This is a genomic window from Pontibacillus sp. HMF3514, from assembly GCF_009858175.1.
Classification (GTDB): domain Bacteria; phylum Bacillota; class Bacilli; order Bacillales; family BH030062; genus Pontibacillus.
Genome location: NZ_CP047393.1, coordinates 2,736,511 through 2,760,255, shown reverse-complemented (window position 1 = coordinate 2,760,255; position 23,745 = coordinate 2,736,511). Strand labels below are relative to the sequence as shown.

The window sequence follows — 23,745 nt, the reverse complement described above, 5'->3', positions numbered from 1 at the left end:
GAGGCGAAAAAAATGGCCTGGGCTCAAATAGTTCCTTTAATTTTAATGTTTGTGATCTTTTATTTCTTACTAATCCGTCCACAACAGAAAAAGCAAAAGAAAGTGCAGGAAATGCAATCTAAGCTTGAAAAGGGCGACAAGATTATTACGATTGGTGGCTTACATGGTACAGTTCATGCTGTTGACGAGGGTACACTAGTTATTCAAGTCGAAGACGGCACGAAGCTTACATATGATCGATCCGCTGTTCGTGAAGTATTAAATCAAGACTAAACATTTAAGGATAGAAGCTCGAATGATAGACATTTGTTGTCTGTTGTTCGGGCTTTTATTTTTGTAGGATTGAGAGAGGGAATATATGTGTAATTTTCATTAAAGCTCCCTTATCTGGAAGACTTGGTTTCGAGATAATGTGCAGTGGAGGTCCGTTGCTTTTATGAGGGGTAGGGGTTCAGTGAAACGGCAATACTCCTGCTGCCCCACACGACGTGGGGTAGGTCGACGTTGCCACACGATGTGGCGGTTTTAGTCGATCTTCATTATTTACTTTCAGCCTCCTCGTCACTTCGTTCCTGCGGGGTCTCGGCCGCCCTTTCTACCGCGGGAGTTTGCCGTTTACCTCACCCCTTTGCGTTTATGGAGATTAACGGACTCTGGTTGTGTGATTTCTTAACCTTACGGATATCTGTTCCGTTATTTTATCTTAATCTAACTTCATTGAAGAGCTTACGGACATTCATTCCGTTATTTGCTTCAAATCACCTTGAAAAAGCCCAATTTGTCACAAATAAGGTATCATATGTCCGCAACGACTCTCGAAATGCCTTAAAAGTTCAAAATAAAGGAACAGATGTCCGTAAGCATCGACCTCTAAACATTGCTGTGGTTCCGTTATTCACCATTCGGTTCAGGTGGGCTGTGGAACGGGTTGACTCCTCCGGTAGAAAGGGCGAGCGAGATCCCGCAGTAGCGAAGTGACGAGGAAGCTGTAAAATAAACAAGGATGTTCGACTAAGAGCGTTACATCCTGTAGCAACATCGAACGCCACCACGTCGTGTGGACGGGGGAAAGCAACCCGTTCCACAGCTCGTCGAACTGCATAAACGTAAAGGAACCACTCTGCACCAGCTTATTCCATATTACAGCCATTTAATGCAATAACGCTGAGTAACATAATCATATTAAACAGGGAACGAAAATAAAAACGCATGTGATTCCTCTTTGGAATTACATACGTTTTTATTAGATGTACTGAATTATGGTATCTTCTAAAGTGGGATACCAAAAAGCCCTTCTACAAAAATATTATGACTGCTTATCTCCACCCATATTAACTCCTATTACACCACCAAGCATAGCTGCTAGGGTGTAACCTCCTTGATACATCATCTGAGTAGTAGACATTCCTTTTTGATAACCAAGATATTGAAATAACAAAACGATTAAGACAAAGCCTAATCCAGTAAATAAGCCTAGCATCCAACCTCGTTCTTTTCCTTTTGCTCCTGAAACAAATCCTCCGATAAATAATGTGAGCAATCCAAGTACTAGTGTAACCCATTGAAGTGTACCTGATGTCATATCTGTGAATCTTAGAAAAAGGGCTAGGACAAGGCTGCTCACAAGCATCATTACCAAAATTGTAGCCCATCCATATCCCAAAGCTTTCATTCGTTCTTGGAACATACAAATTCCTCCCCATGTTTGTCCTCATTTTCTATTACTGTATTCATGAAAAAATTAAAATAGAATAAAATATTTTGCCCTCCCTACTGAATACATTAGTAATAATAATGGACAAGAAATGAGGTACATAGATGGAAACCACGCTTGCAATAATTGTGTTTGTCGTCAGTTATGGCTTTATCATGGCTGAAAAAATGAATCGAGCTTTGGTGGCCCTCACTGGGGGATTTCTAATGTTGCTTAGTGGGATCTATCAATGGGAGGATGCTTTTACAGAATTCATTGATTGGGGAACGATTACACTCCTATTTTCGATGATGGTATTGGTTTCCATTACAAAAAAAACAGGAGTATTTGAATATATTGCGATATTAATGGCGCAAAAGGTAAGAGGCGCACCAATCCCATTGTTAGTTGTCGTAGGAATATTGACGGCTATAGGTTCGGCTTTGTTGGATAATGTGACGACTGTTTTATTATTTGTCCCGATTCTTTTAACACTAACATCTCTTTTGAGGTTGCCGGTGTTTCCTTATCTTCTTACCGTGATATTTTGTGCCAATATTGGAGGGACCGCAACGCTTATTGGAGATCCTCCTAATATTATGATAGGGCAAGCTGTTGAACACTTAACCTTTGTTTCGTTTATAACGAATTTAGGGCCTATTGTTTTGTTGATTTTTAGTACAACCCTCATTGCCCTCATATTTTTGTTTCGTAAATCACTCATACAACAGCCCGAGTATGTACATGAACTCATGGATATGGATCCTTCACAATATTTAAAAAAGACACCGATGTTGTATCAATCTATAGCAGTGTTAACCATGACAATTTTAGGGTTTTTGTTACATGCTTTTGTTCATGTGGATTTAACAACAGTAGCAGTGTGCGGAGCTTTATTGTTATTGCTTTTAACGGATAATGAGGTGGATGCTGAGAAGGTGTTTCAGGAAGTGGAATGGATTACACTGTTCTTCTTTATGGGCTTGTTCATGCTAGTGGGTGGGCTTGAAAAGGTTGGTATTATTGATGAATTAGCTCGAGGGATGATTTGGCTGACAGAAGGGGATTTACCTAAAACCTCACTCGTAATCTTATGGGTGTCGGGTCTCTTTTCGGGAATCGTTGATAATATTCCGTTTGTAGCAGCTATGATCCCTGTCATTGAAGAGTTTCGCTCCTATGGAATGGTTAACCTTGATCCATTATGGTGGTCGCTTGCATTGGGGGCGTGTCTCGGAGGCAATGGAACACTTATAGGAGCTTCTGCCAATGTTGTAGTAGCAGGACTTGCAGCAAGTGCTAAGCATCCAATTTCCTTTGTTAAATTCATGCTGTATGGCATGCCTATTGTGCTTTTCTCTTTACTTGTTTCAACTGTTTATGTGTACTTTCGATATTTAGTGCCTTTTTTACAATCGTCCCTTTAAGCATAAGGTGGAGAAAATCGTTCAAACTAAGAGTGAAATTGTGCAGAAAGAAGGCGTAAACTTGGACATCCAGCTTTGGACGATTGTATTTCGGACCGTTTTGGTTTATATCATTATCCTATTTATTTTCCGTTTAATGGGTAAACGGGAGATTGGTGAATTAAGTATTTTAGACCTTGTCGTATTTATAATGCTTGCAGAAATTGCGGTGTTTTCTGTTGAAGAGCCTACTGAATCATTTATGCATGCGTTTGTCCCCATGATTGTTCTATTAATTATTCAGCGAGGAAGTGCCTTTATATCACTTAAGAGTCAACCCTTCCGAGAAATGGTCGATGGAAAACCCTCAATGATCATTCGGGAAGGGAAGATTGATGAGCGGGAAATGAGAAAACAGCGATATAATTTTGATGATTTAATGCAGCAACTTCGCGAAAATGGTACAGAAAAAATTAGTGATGTGGACTTTGCAGTACTTGAACCTTCAGGAAAGCTGTCTGTATTTGAAAAACAGGGGAATGGTGGGGAAAAAGGCTTTATTACACCTCTTATTGCAGATGGAAAGGTACAATATGAAAATTTAAAGCAAAATAATAGAGATGAAGAGTGGCTCATTAAAGAGTTACAAAAGCGGGGATATGAGAACCCGAAGCAAATATCCTTTCTTACTGTAGACAATCAGAATAAGTGGTATATCGACGAATATGATGAAAAAAGGTAATATGATATACAGATGAGTAAAAGATGGTCGTGCACGTTACGGGCCATCTTTCTGTATGAATTGAGGGGGAAAAACATGGGGAAGTCATTTAATTGGCATAGAGCAGTTGAGGAAAGATGGAATTCTAACGTTTCATTTTGGAATGAGAAGAGTCGTAGTATGTGGGAAAAGGGCAGTAGATCAACAATTGTTCCTTTTGTGGAGAAACATCTGGAAGCAAAGGGGAAAATAGCGGATATTGGATGTGGGGACGGTTACGGTTCCTATAAACTAAATCAATCTGGGTATCATGTTGTTGGTGTGGATATTTCACCTAAAATGATTGATAAAGCAAAAGAAGTTCAATGTGATGGATTGAGCTTCACAGTAGGTGATTTAGCACAACTTCCTTTTGAGGATGAGAGTCTTGATGGTGTTGTAGCTATTAATTCCATTGAATGGACAGAAGATCCGAAACAAGCGTTACAGGAGATTATGCGTGTCATTAAGCCAGGTGGGAAGTTATGTTTAGGTTTACTTGGCCCTACTGCAGGTCCTAGACAAAATAGTTATCGTCGTTTGTATGGGGAAGAAGTAATCTGTAACACAATGATGCCATGGGAGTTTGAAAACCTTTCAAGAGAAATGGGCTGGCAAGTCGTTGATGGGCATGGTGTTTATAAGGAAGAAGCAAAAGACTTTCCAGTAGAACAATTACCAACTCCATTAAAGCAAGCACTAACGTTTATGTGGGTGTTTATGCTAAGAAAATAAAAAGGAGTCCTCTTTTACAGGAGGACTCCTTTATTTATGCAGAATCGGATTCTATTTGTTCAACAACTAGTTCATATGTGTTTGGTAAAACATTTTCTTGTTTAATCGTTTCGAGATAGCGTTCAGCAGCTTCGCGAGTCTCAAATGTTCTCTCTTTATTATCATCGCCAAAAGTAATCTTAATTCCGGACAAGTAAACACCTATAACTCTGTATAACACAGAATTACCTCAGTCTCTTATTTGTAAATTTTTAAAAGGACCACTCTTATCCGGAGTTTTACTGTAAGTCCCTCAATTTATTAATAAGATATATTAAGTATAACAATGAATACTAGTTTTGTCTAATTTATCTATTATATTAATATAATAATTGGTTACTTCTTTTGGAAAATAGGTAATTGTTTTAACTCCTCCTTTGTTACAAAACGGAAAAGGAACAGTAAGGCCACATACATTCCTGTGAAAATAACGAGAATGATTAAAAACGGTATGACCTGGGACAAAGACTCCGGAAAGATTGAACTAAGTTGTTTCCCGGCTACCCAAGTTAGAGCAATAAGCCCAATCATTTTAACGACATCTAAAGCTGGTATTTTAAAGTTAATCGTCTTCATTAATGTGAAGAGATGTAATAAGGTAACCAACACAACACCTACAACAATGGCTAAAGCAACTCCCATGATTCCGAATTGAGGTTGCGTTGCAAGTGCAACGAGGACTGCGAATTTCACAAAAGCACCAATTAAACTGTTCCACATAGCTGCTTTTGCCAGGTCCAAAGCTTGCAAGGCAGCTTGTAAAGGAGCTTGGAAATATAGTAATAAAAAGAATGGAGCCATGACTGTTAAGAAACGAGCTGCGTTTCCATGCCCATACATAAATGTAAGAATCGGTACAGCAAAAATGGTTAATACAACAGTAGCTAAAGCACCAGATGCAAAGGATAGCCGAATAGCTTGGTGAATTCGATAATGGATCAATGATTGATTAGCTTTTGCGCCAGCTTCACTAATGTTCGGAACTAATGCTACAGATAGTGAATGGGTTATGAATGTAGGTAACATTAGTAATGGAAGAGCGTATCCAGTTAGCTCCCCGTACTGTTTCGTGGCCATTGCTGTTTGCACTCCAGCAATCGCAAGACTTTGTGAAACAAGTATGGGTTCAAGGAAGAATGAAAAAGATCCAACAAGTCTACTCCCTGTTGTTGGAAGTGCAATAGACATAAGCTCGTTCAATGTATCTTTGCTTTGTTGTAAGTACTTTGAGAACTTTCTTCGGATTTTAATGCGCTTTTTCATTTTAAACATACGTATCATATAGAGAAGTGAGCAAAACTCTCCTAATACAACCGAAATCATAGCACCAGCAGCCGCATACTCCACGCCATATGGAGCAAGTGCTTTGGTGAACAAAGCAACAAACGTAATACGTACTACTTGTTCAATGACTTGTGAATACGCTTGTGGTTTCATATTTTGAAGCCCTTGAAAGTATCCACGTAATACAGAAGAAATCGCCACAATCGGGACAATTGGACTAATTGCTAATAATGGATATAAGGTTCTTTCATCTGTAAGAAGTGTTTGGGATAATAAGGGAGCGAGCAAAATCATGCCAGTTGTAAATACAACACTTAATACACCCGTCACAACAAGTGAGATGACTAAAATCTTTTTGATTCGGTTTAGATCCCCGTGTGCTTCAGCTTCAGCTACACGCTTGGAGATCGCGACAGGTAGTCCAAATTGTGTAAGTGTAATGACAAGGATTAGCGTTGGAATGGCCATCATGTAAAGGCCGACACCTTCTTCTCCCATTATTCTTGCCACTACGATTCGGTTTACAAAACCTAGAAATCTTGTAATCATACCTGCTGCGATTAAAATAAGCGTCCCCTGCAAAAAGGTTTGCTTGGTCATTCATAACGACCTACCTTCTCAAAAAATTGAAATTCATATACAATGAATGTATATGCAAAAAAGGTGGTCAAGCATGACAAGCAATCTAGTATAATGGAATTTAATTTAAAAAATGCAGGAGGATTAGGTTCTTGAAGGAGAAGCTCATTGATTTTTTTATAACCACATTAGATTTTTTACCACCTGAACTTGTGGTCATGATTATTTCAGCCATGCCCATTTTAGAGTTACGAGGTGGTTTACCCGTTGCGTATGGAGTTTATGACTTTTCATTTGTGAAGTCATATCTATTAAGTGTATTCGGGAATGTGTTGCCTATTATTCCATTACTGTTGTTATTTCTACCAATCAGCAACTGGCTCATGCGATTCCGATGGTACGAACGGATGTACACATGGCTTTATGAACGAACAATGAAAAAGAGTTCGAACGTAGAAAAGTTTGGTGCAATTGGATTGATTTTATTTACAGCAGTACCCTTACCAACAACAGGGGCATATAGTGCTTGCTTAGCTGCTGCATTTTTTGCCATTCGTTTCTGGTATGCGTTTTTATCTATAGTCGTTGGCGTACTGATTGCCGGTATCGTCATCGGTGCTTTATCATTTTCAGTTCTTAATGTATAAGGAGGAAAAGCATGGAAGAAGGAAAGCCTGTCGCTCATTGGAAAAAATGGATCTATCCGGTTCTAACAAGTAAAGTAGATGAGTTTCACATGCTAGGATATTCGAGGGCACATGAAGAAGACATTTGGAAATGCCTAGAGAAGAAGGTGTGGAAAGGGAAACAACCTGATAAACGCTTACATGAGATCGTTCAGGATGTTCTTCATTTAGATTCCGGTACATATATGAGTTATCTAACTGTCCAAGCTTATCAGGAAGATGATTTATTAGCTCAGGTTGAAGCTTTACGCAATCATTTACCAGAAGAAGTCTAAACTACTTAAGAAAAGTGTTATTGACATGAGTTGTCAAACATTTCTATAATATTTAGGTAGGCTGACTCTAAATGCTTGAGTCAGCCTATATATTTATTCATTTAGATCTTATAATTTTTAGTAATGATATTATACTTAATGAAGCTGAAAATTTGATGTTCTAAAATCAAATAAGCGGTCATGTCGCTTTTGTTCAATTGAACAGCAAGAAAATTACTTAATTACTTACAAGGTTTGTTGGAGAAAGAAGGAGGCACACATACTCATGGTTAAAAGAGGTCGTATCGTTGCCTTTTTTCTATTGCTGCTATTATTTATAGGAACAATAGGAACGACGATACAAGGAGTTACAAAAGACATACGTCTTGGGTTAGATCTACAGGGCGGATTTGAAATTTTATATAATGTTGAACCGGTAGATGAAGATCAGGTTATTAACCGAGAAGTGTTAGAAGCCACGGTAGAGACGATTTATCGCCGTGTGGATTCACTTGGTATAAGTGAAACGAATGTAACGATTGAGGAACCGAGTCGTATTCGTGTTCAGTTAGCCGGTATCGATGATCAGCAAAAGGCTAGAGAGCTATTATCTACTTCTGCACGTTTATCGTTCAGAACAATTGATGATGAAGAAATCAGAATTAATGATCAACCTTTAAAGCTAGACTTTGATGATGAAAGTAATGAGCCTGATACTGAAGAGGGCGAGATCTTTAATGCTACAAACCTTGTAGAAGGTAGTGCGAAGCAAGCGTTCAGTGAAACGAATCAGCCACTAGTTACATTAAAAGTTAAGGATGCTTCTGATTTTGCTAATGTTACCGAAAAAGTTGCAGCTTTAGGAAAAGGGACCACTTCTGAAGGTCTTCGTAAAAACGCTATGGTCATCTGGCTGGATTACACAGAAGGTGACAAATATGTTGAGCAAGTGAGAATGGAACCTACAGAGCAAGACTTTGTTTCTGCTCCAAGTGTAAATGAGCGTCTTATGACACAAACGGTTCAAATCACGGGTGACTTCACCATTCAGGAAGCAAAAGAGTTAGCTGACATCCTTAACGCTGGTTCACTTCCAGTAAACATGGAAGAGCTTTACTCAACCTCTGTTGGTGCACAATTCGGTGAACAAGCGATGAACAAAACCATTTTTGCTGGTGCAATTGGGATTGCGTTAATTTTCCTATACATGATGATGTATTACCGTTTCCCTGGTTTTATCGCATCAATCACGTTAAGTCTTTATATCTTCTTAATCCTTGTTGTGTTTGAGCTTATGAATGGCGTTCTAACACTACCTGGTATTGCGGCATTGGTTCTAGGTGTTGGTATGGCGGTAGACGCAAATATCATTACCTATGAACGAATTAAAGAAGAAATCAAATCCGGAAAGTCAACCATGTCTGCCTTCAAAGCAGGTAACAGTCGTTCTTTAGCTACGATTCTAGATGCGAACATTACGACATTACTTGCAGCCATTGTATTGTTCTCATTTGGGACAAGTTCTGTAAAAGGTTTCGCGACCATGTTAATTGTTTCGATTCTTGTCAGCTTTATTACAGCTGTGTACGGATCTCGTTTACTTCTTGGAATATGGGTGAAAAGTCGTTTCCTTAACAAACGTCCAGGATTCTTTGGTGTGAAAAAGGAAGATATTAAGGATATAGAAAAAGGCGAAGTTGTTGAAGCCAAAGTATTTGGTCGTGAATTCGACTTTGTTAAGCACCGTAAGAAATTCTTTGCGCTTTCCATTGCTTTAGTCATTTTAGGCGGTTCCTTTATCGCTTTCAAAGGACTAAACCTTGGCATTGACTTTACAAGTGGTTCACGTGTTCAAATCTTAGCAGATCAATCGATTACAACTGAAGATATTAATGAACACTTTGATGAACTAGGTATTGAAACGAAGAAAGTTGTGATATCTGGTGACAACAAAGATATTGGTGTTGTCCGTTTTGATAATGTATTAGAGAAAGATACTATCGCTAAGATCAAAAATTACTTTAAAGAAGAATATGGTAGTGAGCCAAATGCAAGCACAGTTTCTCCGATAGTAGGACAAGAGCTTGTGAAAAACGCAATCTATGCAGTAGCAATTGCTTCAATCGGTATCATTATTTATGTAACGATCCGATTTGAGATTTATTTTGCAATTACATCGATTATTGCGTTACTACACGACTCCTTCTTTATTGTGGCGTTATTCGCGATTACTGGATTAGAGTTCGACATTACGATTATCGCAGCGATTCTCACCATAGTAGGGTACTCGGTTAACGATACGATCGTAACCTTCGACCGCATACGTGAGAACTTAAAACTGAAGAAACGTGTCAAAACGTTTAGTGAGTTAGCGGAAATCGTAAATAAGAGCTTGATGCAAACACTAGCTCGTAGTATAAACACAGTATTAACGGTTGTATTTGCAGCACTAATGCTTCTGATCTTTGGTGCTACTTCAATCACGAACTTCTCATTCGCATTAGTGGTTGGACTTATTGCAGGTACGTACTCTTCCATCTTCCTAGCAGCTCAGCTATGGTTAGTGTGGAGAGGAAGTATGCTGAAGCGTAAACCAATCCAATATGTAGAGAAAAAGAATACAGGTGGCCCACAAGTATAAAAGAGTTAACATCAAGAAACCTGCTTCTATCGGTTAGAGGCAGGTTTCTTTATTACATAAGTGTGTCCAAACAGAAATTAGGGAATAGACTAATAAAAACATAAAAAAATGAGGTGATCATGTGAAAGGTCAATCAGGGTTTATTTTAGCTTTAATATTTGCACTTATCGTAGCCATTTTTGCTGTCATCAATGTAGATTCTGTTGAAGTCAACTATCTATTTGGAACAGGGCAAGCTCCATTAATTTTAATTATTTTGGGCTCTGTTCTTATGGGAGGCCTTATTGTAGGTGTTTTTGGGACGATCCAAAATTATAAAATAAAAAGAACCAATCGAAATTTACAGCGTAAAATCCAAGAGCTAGAATCAAATACGACGAACACACCAGTACATGAAACAGATCGTGATCATAGCTATGAAAACGAGGCAGCTAAGGAAGAAAATAAAGAAAATTAGATTATAAAATTGCGTTTGCTACCCCTGATGACCTCTTGTATAATGAGTTCGTCAGGGGTGAATTTATGTTACGTAGTAAAGCAAAATGGAATATGGTACAAACAGAGAATCCTTCTACCACTATGGATGAATCGATTTCTCTGACACCATTAACCAGACAATTGTTACAACAACGAGGGATTGTGACTCAGCAGGATGTTCAAACCTTTTTACATCCCGATTTAAACGATTTACATGACCCCATGCTTATGCATGATATGAATAAAGCTGTTGAAAGAATAAGAGAAGCTGTTGAAAAACAAGAGCGCATTCTTGTTTTTGGTGATTATGATGCCGACGGGGTTAGTGCAACCGCTGTCATGATGGAAACGTTACGTGAAATGGGAGCAACGGTCGACTATTATATTCCGAATCGCTTCACAGAAGGCTATGGTCCGAATGAGGAAGCTTTTCAAAATGCGCATGCAGAAGGTGTATCTGTAATCATAACAGTCGATACCGGTATTGCTGCGAATCATGAAGCAGATGTAGCTAAAGAATTAGGTATGGACCTTATTATTACGGATCACCATGAGGTTCAAGAGAAAATGCCAGATGCTTTGGCTATAGTTCATCCAAAGTGTTCTACAGATTATCCTTTCCAAGAGCTTGCGGGTGTTGGGGTTGCATTTAAGCTTTCCCAAGCCTTATTAGGTGATTTCCCTAAACACTTGTTAGATCTAGTCGTAATAGGAACAATTGCAGACCTTGTCCCCCTTAAAGGAGAAAACCGCATTTTAGCTTCTTATGGTTTAAAAGCTCTTTCTAGAAGCATTCGTCCAGGTATTCAAGCTCTAAAGCAAGTATGTAGTTTGAATGACCAAATGACTGAAGAGGATATTGGCTTTGCGATTGGTCCTCGTCTCAATGCAGTAGGGCGTTTACAAGATGCATATCCAGCTGTTGAGTTGCTTTTAACAGATTCAGATGATGAAGCAAATCAATTAGCTGAATACATTCAAAACCTGAACAAAGAACGTCAAAAAGTTGTTTCAGACATTGCTAAAGAAGCTGAAGCGATCCTGGATGCTCAGGAAGATGGTTTACCTTCAGTTATTGTTGTAGCTAAGGAAGGGTGGAACCAAGGTGTACTTGGTATTGTAGCTTCTCGCTTAGTCAATCGATATGACCGTCCCACGATTGTGTTAACGATTGACCCAGAGAAGCAGACGGCAAAAGGGTCAGCTCGTAGCATTGATGCGTTTGATTTATTTACAAATTGTATGGAAATTCGAGACTTGTTCACTCATTTTGGTGGACATGCCCAAGCAGCAGGAATGACATTACCTCAAGAAAATGTAGCCTCTATTCGCCAAGCTCTATGTCAAAAAGCCGATGAACAGTTAGAGCCGGAAGATTTCAGGCAAGTTTATACAATCGACTCAACTATTAAAATTGAGGATATTACGTTAGACACGATTGAAGAAGTAAATCAGTTATCGCCATTTGGTATGGGGAACCCTAAACCATTGTTTATGATTGATAAACAGGCGCCAGTTGAAATGCGACAGATCGGTAGTCAACTGAACCATTTGAAATTGAAATTCCGGGATGGAAGTACGGATATCGATGCCATTGGATTTGGTTTAGGTGATCTTTATGAGAAAATGTCACCTCAATCTCAACTCTCTGTAGTAGGAGAACTATCGATTAATGAATGGAACGGACGAAGTAAACCACAGGTAATGATGAAAGACATCCGAGTTGATGATTGGCAATTATTTGATCGTAGAGGCAATCGTAAGCTTCAACAATCTTTAGAAAGTGTACAAAGCCAAGATGCTTTAGCCGTCTTTTTTGAGCCTATTACTGAACAAAATGAGTGGGTAACCGAGCACTTTGATTTTATTGAGTTATTAGATGAAGAGATGTTTGAAGATATGCCAGAAGATCATGTAGATCATTTGTTAATTATGGATATGCCGAAGGATTTATCCCATTTAGGGGAAGTCGTTCGTAAAATGAAACCAAATAATATCCACGCCTGTTATCGAACAGATGATACGGCCTTTTTGAAAGCTCTTCCTAATCGCGACCATTTCAAATGGTTCTATGGCATGCTTTTGAAGAGGAAACAATTCCATTTAGAAAATGAAGGTCCTAAGCTTGCCCAACATAAAGGCTGGTCTATGGATTCAATTGAATTTATATCACAGGTGTTTTTTGAATTAGAATTTGTTAAAATAGATAATGGACTTTTAACGTTGAATCCGAATCCTTCTAAGAAAGATTTGACTGAATCAACGCTTTATCAAAATAAATACGAACAATTAAATGTTGAACAAACCTTATATTTCTCATCTTACCAGCAATTAAAAACTTGGTTCGATGAGCAATTGGATCGTGCTGCATATGCTAAGGAGGAAGTAGCAAATGGATTATAAGCAATATATTACAGTTGTAGAGGACTGGCCTAAAGAAGGAATTAAGTTTAAAGATATTACAACACTTATGGATAACGGGACTGCTTTCAAGTCTGCTGTAGATGAAATCGTAGAATATGCTAAGGAAAGAGAAATTGACCTTGTAGTAGGCCCTGAAGCTCGTGGCTTCATTATTGGTTGCCCGGTTTCCTACGCAATGGAAGTTGGATTCGCTCCAGTAAGAAAAGAAGGAAAGCTTCCACGTGAAACCATCAAAGTAGATTATGGTCTAGAGTACGGTTCAGATGTTCTAACGATTCATAAAGATGCGATTAAACCAGGCCAACGTGTTTTAATTACAGATGACTTATTAGCGACAGGCGGAACGATTGAAGCTACAATAAACCTTGTTGAACAACTTGGTGGAATTGTAGTAGGCTGCGCTTTCTTAGTAGAGCTTACGTACTTACATGGACGTGAAAAGCTTGAAGGTTACGATGTTTTAACACTAATGGAATACTAATATCAAAAAAGAGTGCTCCTTTTAGGAGTACTCTTTGTTTACACTTTATAAAATAAATTAGTTATGAATACAATAACTGGTGATTTTTAGGTTTTAAGAAAGTCTATTATAGGAATACTTGGGTTAAATCCCCCAACCTTATGACTTTACATTGTTCTCATAATTTTTGATAATGAATGCATACAATCGTCGAATGATGACGAACTTTAACGATTAAGGTGATACGATGTCGAAAGATAAAATTTTGACAGCAGATGAAGTGATCGAGAAGGCGGGTCAATATTTATCCGATGAAGATACTACCTTTATTCGCAGTGCATACGAGTTTGCGCAAGAAGCACATAAAGAGCAGTATCGAAAGTCTGGAGAGCCTTACATCATTCATCCTGTCCAAGTAGCTGGTATACTCGTCGAGCTAGAGATGGATCCGGTCACAATTGCTGGTGGCTTCTTACACGATGTTGTAGAAGATACGAATGTGACAGTGGACGAGTTACAAGATGAATTTAATGAAGAAGTCGCCATGCTTGTAGACGGCGTGTCTAAGCTTGGAAAAATTAAATATAAATCGAAGGAAGCTCAACAAGCGGAAAACCATCGAAAAATGTTTGTGGCTATGGCGAAAGACATTCGTGTCATTTTAATTAAGCTAGCTGACCGCTTACACAACATGCGTACGTTGAAGCACCTTCCACCTGAAAAGCAGCGTCGCATTTCAAATGAAACGTTAGAGATATTTTCACCTCTAGCGCATCGTCTTGGTATATCCACAATTAAGTGGGAACTTGAAGATACTGCACTTCGCTATATGAACCCACAACAATACTACCGTATTGTTCACCTTATGAAACAAAAGCGCAACGAACGTGAGTATTATATTGGAGAAGTTATGGATGAAATTCATAATCAATTAGACGATGTGAATATTAACGCTGAGATATCTGGAAGACCGAAGCACTTATACAGTATTTATAGAAAAATGGCATTAGAAAACAAGCAATTTAATGAAATCTATGACTTATTAGCTGTCCGCGTACTCGTGAATAGTATTAAAGACTGTTATGCCGTATTAGGGATCATTCATACTTGTTGGAAACCTATGCCAGGTCGTTTCAAGGACTATATAGCTATGCCGAAGCCGAACCTTTATCAATCACTTCATACGACTGTGATCGGTCCTAAAGGTGAACCATTAGAGGTACAGATTCGTACGCATGAGATGCACGAGATTGCTGAATATGGTATCGCAGCTCACTGGGCTTATAAAGAAGGAAAAAATGTAGATCATAATTCCCAGTCCTTCGATGAACGCTTAAGCTGGTTCCGTGAAATTTTAGAATGGCAAAATGAAACACATGATGCTGAAGAGTTCATGGAATCATTAAAAGTCGATCTATTTTCCGATATGGTGTATGTCTTTACACCAAAAGGGGATGTAATTGAACTACCTTCAGGTTCTGTACCAATTGATTTCGCCTTTCGCATTCATACCGAGGTAGGTAACCAAACCATTGGTGCAAAAGTAAACGGCAAAATGGAGCCGTTAGACTATAAGCTGCAGACTGGGGATATTGTCGAAGTGATGACTTCCAAACATTCCTATGGTCCTTCAAAGGATTGGATTAAAGTTACCCAAACCTCTCAAGCGAAAACTAAAATTAAACAATTCTTTAAGAAACAAAAGCGAGATGAAAATATCTCTAAAGGTAAAGAACTTGTTGAAAAAGAAATTCGCTCTATGGAAATTGAACCAAAAGACGTATTTACAGTAGAAAACCTAAAAATGGTTGCAGAGAAGTTTAATTTCACGAGTGAAGAGGACATGTTTGCTGCTGTTGGCTATCAAGGAATTACAGCAGCTCAAATTGCAACAAGACTAACGGAAAAGATTCGACGTAAACAGCAGAAAGAACAAGATTTAGAAGAAACGCTCGAAGGTGTTCAAACTGAAATCAAGAACAAGCCGAATAAGAAAAAAGATTCAGGCGTAAAAGTGAAAGGCGTAGACAACTTATTAGTTCGTTTATCCCGATGCTGTAATCCTGTACCTGGTGATGACATTGTGGGTTACATCACGAAAGGTCGTGGAGTATCTGTTCACCGTGCGGACTGTCCAAATGTTCAAACAGAGGACGTGAAACAACGTTTATTACCTGTTGAATGGGAAGGGTCTACAGAAGACAGTAAACAATACAGCTTAGATATTGAGATTTCAGGATATGACCGAAGAGGATTATTAAATGAAGTTCTTCACGCTGTAAATGAGACAAAGACAAATATCACAGCCGTTACTGGTAAGTCTGACAAAAATAAAATGGCTACAATCAATATGACCATTATGATTCACAATGTGAGTCATCTGCGAAAAGTAGTAGACCGTATTAAACAAATTCCTGATGTGTACACTGTTCGCAGAATGTTACAGTAGGGAGCGATTTGATGAAAGCAGTCATCCAACGAGGTAGAAACGCTAGTGTGACAGTCAAAGGGGAAACGACTGGTTCGATCGATGAGGGATTAGTGGTTTTACTAGGTGTTACACATGATGATACAGAGGAAGACGCAAAATATTTAGCAGATAAAATTACAAACCTTCGCATATTTGAGGATGACCAGGGTAAGATGAATCTTTCTCTAAAAGATCAAGAAGGTCAGATGCTCTCAATTTCCCAATTCACTTTGTATGGGGATTGCCGAAAAGGGCGTCGACCTAGCTTTCAAAACGCAGCAAGACCAGAGCCGGCGAATGAGCTCTACGAGATTTTCAATGGATACGTCCGTGACCAGGGCGTACCGGTTGAAACTGGCGCATTTGGAGAAATGATGGACGTACAACTTACCAACGTAGGCCCTGTAACGCTCATATTAGAAAGTAAAGATCGATAGAGCATATGTATGAAGCGACTGATATAGCATCAGTCGCTTTTTTTATTCGATTATATGGCAGTTATCTTGAATAAGCATCTTAGTGAGTAGGAGGGTCCGTTTCGTTAAAAAGAGGAAGGGGTCAGTGAAACGGTTCGCGTCCTGTGGACTCACGGTCGAGCCTCCTCGTTCGTTTCACTCTCTGCGGGGTCTCGCCCGATCGTAATACCACTGGAGTCTCACCGTTTCCTTCCCCCCTATTGAAGTGAAGGTTAACGGACCCAGCTCTAATTAGCTGAATTTCCTTATTGCCATAAAAGTGTTCGATGAATTTCAGAGATAACGTTAACAAGCTTTATATCAGGTGTTTGAGTCATTTTCTGTGTCATTATAGTAAAGCTTAACACTGGAATCAGAAACACTTATTACGCAGCGGTTCCGTTAATCTCCATACGGCTAAGGTGGGCTGGGAAACGGGCTGACTCCTCCGGAAAAACGGGCGAGCGAGACCCCGCAAGAAGCGTAGCGTATGAGGAGGCTCGATCGTTCGTCCGGGGAAAGCAGCCCGTTTCCCAGCCCGCCGCACTCCATAAAAGCAACGGAACCATACTCATCTTATCTCGAAACCAAGTCTTCCACATAAGGGGGCAATTGTGGAACAACGAACTAATAAAAAACAAGCTCAGATTAACTCTGAGCTTGTTTGTGTGATTCTACTTATTTAGATACTCAATGACACCTTTAGCGATGCCCTTAGTGATTTTCTCCTGAAAACTTTTCGTTTGAACCGTTTTGCCTTCTTGAGGATTAGATAAAAACCCTAGTTCTAACAATAATGCAGGTTGTCTATTTTCACGAATAACATGGTAATCACCGAATCGTGCTTCGCGATTGTGTAAAGCGGTTGATTGAATCATAGCTCTTTGTACCGTTTGAGCAAAGGCGCGGTCACGGTCATGATAATAGTACGTCCCAATCCCTGATACGCTCGGTGACTGAGGGAAGCTGTTATAGTGAAGGCTTAAAAATGCATCTGCGCCTTTCACATTAGACATTGTAGCTCGAGAGCTTAAGGATATATACGTATCATCCGTACGAGTTAGAATTACATTTGCACCTGCTAATCGAAGACGTTCAGCTAAACGATTTGCCGTTTTAATCGTTAATTTTTTCTCATAAAATCCGTCATGACCAATGGTTCCAACATCTCTCCCACCATGACCAGCATCGATAACGATTGTTTTATTTTTTAACGTTTGGTTTTTCTGAGACATTTGTTTGATATCTGTCTGACTGTTTGCTACGATCCAGTCCGCAACATAAGCGGTTTTATTATTGTATTCAATTTCATACCACTTGTTTTTATGACTTTTGACTACGAACTGATCTCCCATAGAAGCTCGTCCTACAATAGCTGTATCCGTTCCTGGGCCTTTGCGGATGTTTGTTGCATTGTAGAGTAGGGTGATCCATTCCTTGCTATTTGATGTAGAAACCGAATCTCTCTCTACAAGCCAGTTAGCTACCCAACCAGTCTGTCCGTTATCAAGTTTGATTTGATACCAAGCTTCTTTTTCTTGAAGGAAAGGAAGTTTATCTCCCTTTTTTACTTGAGCAATCACCTGACTGCCCAAGTTACCTTCACTACGTACATTTAGAATAGGCGTTTGAACAGTCACGGTACCTTTGGATTGTTCAGTAGACGGATTGGTATCGTCTTCTTGTGTTGAAGCTGGTGTCGACTTCTCAATAAATTGAGAGGCTACCCATCCTTGATTGTTATTATATGTAACGTTTGACCAATTTTCTCTTTCAGAGGTCACTGTAACTTTAGTACCTTTGTCTAGTTGGTCAATGACTTCAGATGATAAAGATGGTCTTTTACGCACATTTAAGTTGTTTACTTGAACCATTTTTTCTTCAGCTTGTTGCTGGTCGGATGAAGAAGAGGCTGCTGTAGTAACATTTACATAGTTTTGATGTACCCAGCCTTGTTTCCCATCATAATCAATACGGATCCATTCACCCTGTTCACCAGATTTTGAATAAGAAGTTCCTTTGTTCATATGTCCCAAAATGTCATGAGCTGTGCCAGGTCCTGAGCGAATTCGTAGGCGATCTACATCAGAAGTTACTTTACCAACTGTCGGAGTCCCCTTTAGGTCAACTAGCCATTTTGCTACCCAGCCTTTTCTAGAATCCATTTGAATTTGTACCCAGTTCCCTTTTTGTTGAATGACAGGATAAGACTCTCCTTTATGAACTTGAGTAACCTGTTCATGAGATAAGCCAGGTCCTCCTCGAACATTTAGAGGCTCCACCTTAATGACCGCTGTACTCTCTGCTGAAATATCACTGCTCAATATAAAAAAAGAACCTATGATAAGAAAAAAGAGGAGCGTGGTGCGTTTTTTTAGTGTCAATGTCGTATTCCTCCTAATTTTTAATTTAATAAAGTTATTGTTCTGTGGTTATGAAAGTCGCCCTTACATTTCTAACATACTCATTGAGTAATTTTCCACTTTCGACAAAAAGTCTAATTATCCTCTTTTTTTACGTAAAAAAATCAAAGTTTCGGGAAAAATGAGTAGAAAGACTGAAGGGAGTTTTGATGGTGAGAGAAGGTCATAAGCAACAATCCTCTAATCAAACCAGTAAAGATATTTTCGGAGTGAACTTTCATGACTTTATTGAGAAAGATCAGCACTTATCACGTATGGAAATGGCACAAGAATTTGGGGTCTCATTGAAAGATATTAAAAAAATAAAAGAAAGTCTGAATCGTGCTTGACATTCCATATATACGGGATTATGATAGTAATCAACTCATAAACTATCTTGAATCGAAAATCCATATATGAACCAAAGAGGGAAAGAGTAATAAAGAATCACTTGGCCAGAGAGGGAATGCCACAGGCTGGAAGCATTTCTGCAGCGTATCTTTATGAAAGACATTCCTTAGGTTCCTAATCGAACAGTTTAGCTTAGTAGGTGTAGGACGTAGCAGGCGTTAACTGTTTAAGCGGAAGCCTTTGCTTCAACTAGGGTGGCAACGCGGGAATTCAACTCCCGTCCCTATTCGGTCAATGATCGAATATGGGACGGGAGTTTTTATATTATTCAAACAATTTTTAGATAAAATAACTCTTTTAGGAGGATGAACATGAGTTTTAAATTACCTCGTGGTACCCAGGATATTTTGCCTGGTGAAGTTGAGAAGTGGCAATATGTTGAATCAGTCTTATCGGATTTATGCCGTCGTTATCATTATAAAGAGATCCGTACACCGATCTTTGAACATACAGAATTGTTTCAAAGAGGTGTAGGGGACTCGACAGATATTGTTCAAAAAGAAATGTACACATTTGAAGATCGTGGAGGTCGTAGTCTAACCCTTCGTCCAGAAGGTACAGCTTCCGTTGTACGTTCTTTTGTACAACATAAACTTTATGGGCTTCCAAATCAGCCAACAAAATTATTCTATTTTGGACCGATGTTTCGTTATGAGCGTCCGCAACAAGGTCGCACAAGACAGTTCGTTCAATTTGGAATTGAAGCTTTAGGAAGCGAAGACCCTGGTATTGATGCTGAAGTAATTGCACTTGCAATGAACTCCTATCAAGAACTAGGTTTACGTTCATTAAAGCTAGTTTTAAACAGCCTAGGTGATAAGGAAAGTCGACAAAATCACCGTCAGGCACTAATTGAGCACTTCAAACCACATAAAGAAGAGCTTTGTAACGATTGTCAATCTCGCTTAGAACAAAATCCAATGCGAGTGCTTGATTGTAAACAGGATCGTGATCATCCTGCTATGAAGGACGCACCATCGATCTTAGAATATCTAAATGATTATTCTCGTGAGTATTTCGAACAAGTCAAAGCGTATTTAGATCAGTTAGGTATTCCATATGAAATTGATTCCAACCTTGTACGTGGTTTGGATTATTACAATCACACTGCATTCGAAATCATGAGTGAAGCAGAAGGTTTTGGTGCTATCACAACACTAAGTGGTGGAGGTCGCTACAATGGACTTGTTGAGGAAATTGGAGGACCAGAATCACCTGGTATAGGTTTTGCTCTAAGTATTGAACGTTTACTTATGGCACTAGAAGCTGAAGGTGTAGAGCTTCCTACTGAGGAACAATTAGATTGTTATTTAATCGCACTAGGTGATGAAGCGAAAAAAGAAGCTGCTGGTATTGTGTATCAGTTACGTAAAGCTGGTATTCAAGTAGATAAGGATTATGGGCAAAAGAAGATTAAAGCCCAATTTAAAGCAGCAGATCGCTTGCAAGCGAAGTACGTTCTTGTTTTAGGTGAAGATGAACTTGCGAATAAGCAAATTAATGTCAAGCGTATGGCAACAGGAGAACAAGAAACGATCGATATCGCTGACGTCGTTGAATATATGAAGAAGGAATTTAAGGGGGAGTAAATCATGAGCGGGCATCGTCAATTAAGCGGTCAAATCCGTGAAACACATGTAGGAGAGAAAGTACACTTAAAAGGTTGGGTACAAAAGCGTCGAGACCTAGGTGGTCTGATTTTTATTGACTTAAGAGACCGTTCTGGAGTTGTTCAAGTTGTATTTAATCCAGAAAAATCATCTGAGGCTTTAGCGACAGCAGAAAAAGTACGTAGCGAATATGTTATCGAAGTTGCAGGGGAAGTTGTAGCACGTGACGAAGGTTCGGTTAACGAAAATCTTGCAACAGGTCGAGTAGAGGTAATGGCAGATTCCATTTCGATCTTAAATAAATCGAAAAACCCGCCATTCCAGCCTCAAGATGACTTAGATGTCGCTGAAGAACTACGTCTTAAGTATCGTTACTTAGATTTGCGACGTAACCCAATGCAAGAAACATTTAAGTTGCGTCATAAGGCTACACAGTCTATTCGTAACTTCCTTAACGACGATGATTTTCTTGAGATGGAAACCCCGATGCTAACGAAGAGTACACCAGAAGGTGCGCGTGACTATCTTGTCCCAAGTCGTGTACACGAAGGAGATTTTTATGCACTACCACAATCTCCACAGATCTTTAAACAGTTGATCATGATGTCTGGTTTTGAGAAGTACTACCAGATTGCGCGTTGCTTCCGTGACGAAGACCTTCGTGCAGACCGTCAGCCTGAATTTACACAGGTCGATATCGAAACGTCCTTCATGTCTAAAGACGAAATCATGGATATGACTGAACGTATGATGAAGAAAGTTATGAAAGATGTAAAAGATATTGAATTACCAACACCATTTCCACGTATGAAATATGATGAGGCGATGGAACGTTACGGTTCTGACAAACCTGATACACGCTTCGGTTTAGAACTTGTTAATGTTTCCGATGTTGTGAAGGCTTCTGAATTTAAAGTATTTAAAGGTGCTGTAGAATCAGGTGGCAGCGTCAGTGCGATTAACGTAAAAGGTAAAGCAAGCGAGTTTTCTCGTAAAGATATTGATAAGCTAACTGAATTTGTGAAAATTTATGATGCTAAAGGTTTAGCATGGGTGAAAGAAAATGAAGGTGAACTTCAAGGACCAATTGCGAAATTCCTTGAAGATGAAGTAGCAGCAGGCTTACGTGAGGCACTTGAAATCGAAGACGGAGACTTAATTCTATTCGTTGCTGATAAGACATCTGTTGTTCATGAGAGTCTTGGTGCACTTCGTCAAAAGCTTGGAAGAGAGCTTGGGCTTATCGATGAGAGTCAGTTTAATTTCCTATGGGTAACAGACTGGCCATTATTTGAATACGATGAAGACTTAGATCGATATTTTGCTGCTCACCATCCATTTACTATGCCAGAGCGTGAGGACATTGATAAAATGTCAGATCAACCAGGGGAGACAAAAGCTCAAGCATATGATCTTGTATTGAACGGGTACGAATTAGGTGGCGGAAGCCTTCGTATTTATGAAAAGGACCTTCAAGACAAAATGTTTGAAGTACTTGGTTTCTCCAAAGAAGAAGCAAAGGATCAATTCGGTTTCCTACTAGAAGCTTTAGAATATGGTGCTCCTCCACATGGTGGAATCGCACTAGGTCTAGACCGTTTCACAATGATTTTGGCAGGTCGTACAAATTTACGCGACACCATTTTATTCCCGAAAACAGCGTCAGCTTCAGACTTGTTAACACAAGCACCGGATTCTGTAAGTGAGGAACAATTGAAGGAACTTCATCTGGAATTGAATGAAAAAGCTAAGGAAAATCAGAAAAACAAGTAGAAAAATTTACTGATTATTATTCCTTGATAAGAAAAAGTAGGTATGCTACTATACAAGTACAACATTAAAGAAATCAATCCTGATGTGTTCGTCAGCCGACAAATCGTTTTGACCGAACATTTTTGAATACGGGAGCTTGAGTTTTTATATGGCGCACAAGCCTCATTTGCTTCAGAGGACTTGCAAAATATAAAGCAGGGCACCCACCTGCCGAGAGCGGGTTCAAAACATTGGGTGAATGACGGCACGATTGGGATTGATTCATGTACATAACTGAGCAGACCTTAAGGAGAGCCTTAAGGTCTTTTTTATACTTTAATTACAGAAACCGTTTATCTTTAAAAAAGCAAAGGAATACTAAAAAAAGATCAACTAAACATGATACAAGGGGTGTACATAAATGCTTCATCAGTTTTCAAGAAATGAATTAGCTATTGGAAAACAAGGGTTAGATTTAATGAAAGGCACTACAGTTGCTGTTTTAGGTATTGGTGGTGTTGGTTCATTTAGTGTCGAGGCTCTTGCTCGTAGTGGAGTTGGAAAGATCATTTTAATTGATAAAGATGACGTAGATATTACGAATATCAACCGACAAATTCACTCTCTTCTTTCTACAGTAGGACAATCTAAGGTTGATCTAATGGCAGACCGTGTACTTGATATTAATCCTGAATGTGAAGTCGTTCGATTAAAGATGTTCTATACTGAGGAAACTTATGAAGAACTTTTCCAATATCAACCTGATTATGTACTTGATGCGAGTGACACAATCTCTTACAAAATACATTTAATAAAAGAATGTTTACATCGTGATATTCCGATTATTTCTAGCATGGGTGCTGCTAATAAGATGGATCCAACCCAATTCGAAATCGCTGATATTTTTGATACAAGTTATGACCCGATCGCACGAGTTATTCGCACGCGTCTTCGTAAAGAAGGATACAAAAAAGGGATTCCTGTGGTTTATTCCAAAGAAAAACCAATCCGTATTCGTGAGGACGTAAGACAAGAAGTAGCTCCTGAAAACCCTGAAATTCGTAAAGCAGAAATGCCGCCATCTTCGAATGCATTTGTGCCATCTGTGGCAGGCTTAATAATGGCGAGTCATGTTGTTCAAGAAATTTTAAAACCGATTTCTATTGAACGCTACTAATGAGATCGCAAAGCATTTTTGCTTTGCGAT

Annotated in this window: 21 protein-coding genes, 1 other RNA gene and 1 other annotated feature; of the genes, 18 read left to right on the top strand and 4 right to left on the bottom strand. The window is 39.1% G+C overall.

The window, feature by feature from the left end; genetic code table 11:
* Positions 1 to 12: 12 nt before the first annotated feature.
* Positions 13 to 273: a preprotein translocase subunit YajC gene (gene yajC, locus GS400_RS14275; protein WP_160102865.1), complete on the top strand. Its 261-nt coding sequence runs from the start codon at positions 13 to 15 to the stop codon at positions 271 to 273.
* Between the two features lie 363 nt (positions 274 to 636).
* The gene (locus GS400_RS14270; protein WP_160102863.1) at positions 637 to 978 is read left to right on the top strand and encodes a hypothetical protein; all 342 of its coding nucleotides are present in this window, start codon (positions 637 to 639) and stop codon (positions 976 to 978) included.
* 328 nt (positions 979 to 1,306) lie between these two features.
* Here the strand turns inward: GS400_RS14270 and GS400_RS14265 are convergent, their stop codons facing one another.
* On the bottom strand, positions 1,307 to 1,687 hold the full coding sequence (locus GS400_RS14265) for a TIGR04086 family membrane protein (protein WP_160102861.1): 381 nt from the start codon (positions 1,685 to 1,687) through the stop codon (positions 1,307 to 1,309).
* A 131-nt stretch (positions 1,688 to 1,818) separates the two neighbouring features.
* On the opposite strand from GS400_RS14265, the gene GS400_RS14260 reads away from it, so the two are divergent.
* From GS400_RS14260 to GS400_RS14250, 3 genes are all read left to right on the top strand, one after another.
* Positions 1,819 to 3,120 (top strand): ArsB/NhaD family transporter, encoded by a 1,302-nt coding sequence (locus GS400_RS14260; RefSeq protein WP_160102859.1) that lies wholly within the window; start codon positions 1,819 to 1,821, stop codon positions 3,118 to 3,120.
* Between the two features lie 61 nt (positions 3,121 to 3,181).
* A complete protein-coding gene (locus GS400_RS14255; protein ID WP_236560961.1) occupies positions 3,182 to 3,841 on the top strand; it encodes a DUF421 domain-containing protein in 660 nt (219 codons plus the stop codon).
* Positions 3,842 to 3,916: 75 nt separating this feature from the next.
* Positions 3,917 to 4,594 (top strand): class I SAM-dependent methyltransferase, encoded by a 678-nt coding sequence (locus tag GS400_RS14250; RefSeq protein ID WP_160102857.1) that lies wholly within the window; start codon positions 3,917 to 3,919, stop codon positions 4,592 to 4,594.
* A gap of 34 nt (positions 4,595 to 4,628) precedes the next feature.
* Here GS400_RS14250 and GS400_RS14245 read toward each other — a convergent pair whose 3' ends face one another.
* Both GS400_RS14245 and spoVB read right to left on the bottom strand, forming a co-directional pair.
* Positions 4,629 to 4,787 carry a hypothetical protein gene (locus tag GS400_RS14245; RefSeq protein WP_160102855.1) on the bottom strand — a complete coding sequence of 53 codons (159 nt, stop codon included), beginning with the start codon at positions 4,785 to 4,787 and terminating at the stop codon, positions 4,629 to 4,631.
* Between the two features lie 182 nt (positions 4,788 to 4,969).
* Entirely contained in the window at positions 4,970 to 6,517 is a 1,548-nt protein-coding gene (gene spoVB, locus GS400_RS14240) for a stage V sporulation protein B (protein ID WP_160102853.1), read from the bottom strand.
* Between the two features lie 131 nt (positions 6,518 to 6,648).
* Here spoVB and GS400_RS14235 point away from each other — a divergent pair, with 131 nt between their 5' ends.
* The 8 genes from GS400_RS14235 (at position 6,649) to dtd (ending at position 16,345) form a co-directional block, all read left to right on the top strand.
* Positions 6,649 to 7,143, top strand: a complete 495-nt coding sequence (locus GS400_RS14235; protein WP_236560959.1) for a COG2426 family protein — start codon at positions 6,649 to 6,651, stop codon at positions 7,141 to 7,143.
* A gap of 11 nt (positions 7,144 to 7,154) precedes the next feature.
* Entirely contained in the window at positions 7,155 to 7,457 is a 303-nt protein-coding gene (locus GS400_RS14230) for a post-transcriptional regulator (RefSeq protein ID WP_160102851.1), read from the top strand.
* A 265-nt stretch (positions 7,458 to 7,722) separates the two neighbouring features.
* Positions 7,723 to 10,077, top strand: a complete 2,355-nt coding sequence (gene secD, locus GS400_RS14225; RefSeq protein WP_160102849.1) for a protein translocase subunit SecD — start codon at positions 7,723 to 7,725, stop codon at positions 10,075 to 10,077.
* A gap of 121 nt (positions 10,078 to 10,198) precedes the next feature.
* The gene (locus GS400_RS14220) at positions 10,199 to 10,534 is read left to right on the top strand and encodes a LapA family protein (RefSeq protein ID WP_160102847.1); all 336 of its coding nucleotides are present in this window, start codon (positions 10,199 to 10,201) and stop codon (positions 10,532 to 10,534) included.
* A gap of 65 nt (positions 10,535 to 10,599) precedes the next feature.
* Entirely contained in the window at positions 10,600 to 12,957 is a 2,358-nt protein-coding gene (gene recJ / locus GS400_RS14215; protein ID WP_160102845.1) for a single-stranded-DNA-specific exonuclease RecJ, read from the top strand.
* A complete protein-coding gene (locus GS400_RS14210; RefSeq protein WP_160102843.1) occupies positions 12,947 to 13,459 on the top strand; it encodes an adenine phosphoribosyltransferase in 513 nt (170 codons plus the stop codon). The genes recJ and GS400_RS14210 overlap by 11 nt, the downstream gene beginning before the upstream one ends.
* Positions 13,460 to 13,685: 226 nt before the next feature.
* Entirely contained in the window at positions 13,686 to 15,887 is a 2,202-nt protein-coding gene (locus GS400_RS14205; RefSeq protein WP_160102841.1) for a RelA/SpoT family protein, read from the top strand.
* A gap of 11 nt (positions 15,888 to 15,898) precedes the next feature.
* Positions 15,899 to 16,345: a D-aminoacyl-tRNA deacylase gene (dtd, locus tag GS400_RS14200; protein WP_160102839.1), complete on the top strand. Its 447-nt coding sequence runs from the start codon at positions 15,899 to 15,901 to the stop codon at positions 16,343 to 16,345.
* A gap of 692 nt (positions 16,346 to 17,037) precedes the next feature.
* Here dtd and GS400_RS14195 read toward each other — a convergent pair.
* Positions 17,038 to 18,747 (bottom strand): N-acetylmuramoyl-L-alanine amidase family protein, encoded by a 1,710-nt coding sequence (locus GS400_RS14195; protein ID WP_160102837.1) that lies wholly within the window; start codon positions 18,745 to 18,747, stop codon positions 17,038 to 17,040.
* A 191-nt stretch (positions 18,748 to 18,938) separates the two neighbouring features.
* Between GS400_RS14195 and GS400_RS14190 the strand changes: the two genes are divergently transcribed.
* The 5 genes from GS400_RS14190 (at position 18,939) to GS400_RS14170 (ending at position 23,715) form a co-directional block, all read left to right on the top strand.
* On the top strand, positions 18,939 to 19,115 hold the full coding sequence (locus GS400_RS14190) for an RNA polymerase subunit sigma-70 (RefSeq protein ID WP_236560957.1): 177 nt from the start codon (positions 18,939 to 18,941) through the stop codon (positions 19,113 to 19,115).
* A gap of 65 nt (positions 19,116 to 19,180) precedes the next feature.
* Positions 19,181 to 19,404: a binding site (T-box leader), on the top strand.
* A gap of 83 nt (positions 19,405 to 19,487) precedes the next feature.
* Positions 19,488 to 20,765, top strand: coding sequence for a histidine--tRNA ligase (hisS, locus tag GS400_RS14185; protein WP_160102833.1), 1,278 nt, complete (start codon positions 19,488 to 19,490; stop codon positions 20,763 to 20,765).
* A gap of 3 nt (positions 20,766 to 20,768) precedes the next feature.
* Entirely contained in the window at positions 20,769 to 22,559 is a 1,791-nt protein-coding gene (gene aspS, locus GS400_RS14180) for an aspartate--tRNA ligase (protein WP_160102831.1), read from the top strand.
* Between the two features lie 73 nt (positions 22,560 to 22,632).
* A non-coding RNA gene (gene ssrS, locus GS400_RS14175) (6S RNA) lies at positions 22,633 to 22,820 on the top strand.
* Between the two features lie 139 nt (positions 22,821 to 22,959).
* Positions 22,960 to 23,715, top strand: coding sequence for a tRNA threonylcarbamoyladenosine dehydratase (locus GS400_RS14170; RefSeq protein ID WP_160102829.1), 756 nt, complete (start codon positions 22,960 to 22,962; stop codon positions 23,713 to 23,715).
* Positions 23,716 to 23,745 lie beyond the last annotated feature (30 nt).

Bases quoted from the DNA above. Each gene is read 5' to 3' on its own strand.
- yajC (WP_160102865.1), top strand. From the start codon at position 13: ATGGCCTGGGCTCAAATAGTTCCTTTAATTTTAATGTTTGTGATCTTT.
- GS400_RS14270 (WP_160102863.1), top strand. From the start codon at position 637: ATGGAGATTAACGGACTCTGGTTGTGTGATTTCTTAACCTTACGGATA.
- GS400_RS14265 (WP_160102861.1), bottom strand. From the start codon at position 1,687: ATGTTCCAAGAACGAATGAAAGCTTTGGGATATGGATGGGCTACAATT.
- GS400_RS14260 (WP_160102859.1), top strand. From the start codon at position 1,819: ATGGAAACCACGCTTGCAATAATTGTGTTTGTCGTCAGTTATGGCTTT.
- GS400_RS14250 (WP_160102857.1), top strand. From the start codon at position 3,917: ATGGGGAAGTCATTTAATTGGCATAGAGCAGTTGAGGAAAGATGGAAT.
- spoVB (WP_160102853.1), bottom strand. From the start codon at position 6,517: ATGACCAAGCAAACCTTTTTGCAGGGGACGCTTATTTTAATCGCAGCA.
- GS400_RS14230 (WP_160102851.1), top strand. From the start codon at position 7,155: ATGGAAGAAGGAAAGCCTGTCGCTCATTGGAAAAAATGGATCTATCCG.
- secD (WP_160102849.1), top strand. From the start codon at position 7,723: ATGGTTAAAAGAGGTCGTATCGTTGCCTTTTTTCTATTGCTGCTATTA.
- recJ (WP_160102845.1), top strand. From the start codon at position 10,600: ATGTTACGTAGTAAAGCAAAATGGAATATGGTACAAACAGAGAATCCT.
- GS400_RS14210 (WP_160102843.1), top strand. From the start codon at position 12,947: ATGGATTATAAGCAATATATTACAGTTGTAGAGGACTGGCCTAAAGAA.
- GS400_RS14205 (WP_160102841.1), top strand. From the start codon at position 13,686: ATGTCGAAAGATAAAATTTTGACAGCAGATGAAGTGATCGAGAAGGCG.
- dtd (WP_160102839.1), top strand. From the start codon at position 15,899: ATGAAAGCAGTCATCCAACGAGGTAGAAACGCTAGTGTGACAGTCAAA.
- hisS (WP_160102833.1), top strand. From the start codon at position 19,488: ATGAGTTTTAAATTACCTCGTGGTACCCAGGATATTTTGCCTGGTGAA.
- aspS (WP_160102831.1), top strand. From the start codon at position 20,769: ATGAGCGGGCATCGTCAATTAAGCGGTCAAATCCGTGAAACACATGTA.
- GS400_RS14170 (WP_160102829.1), top strand. From the start codon at position 22,960: ATGCTTCATCAGTTTTCAAGAAATGAATTAGCTATTGGAAAACAAGGG.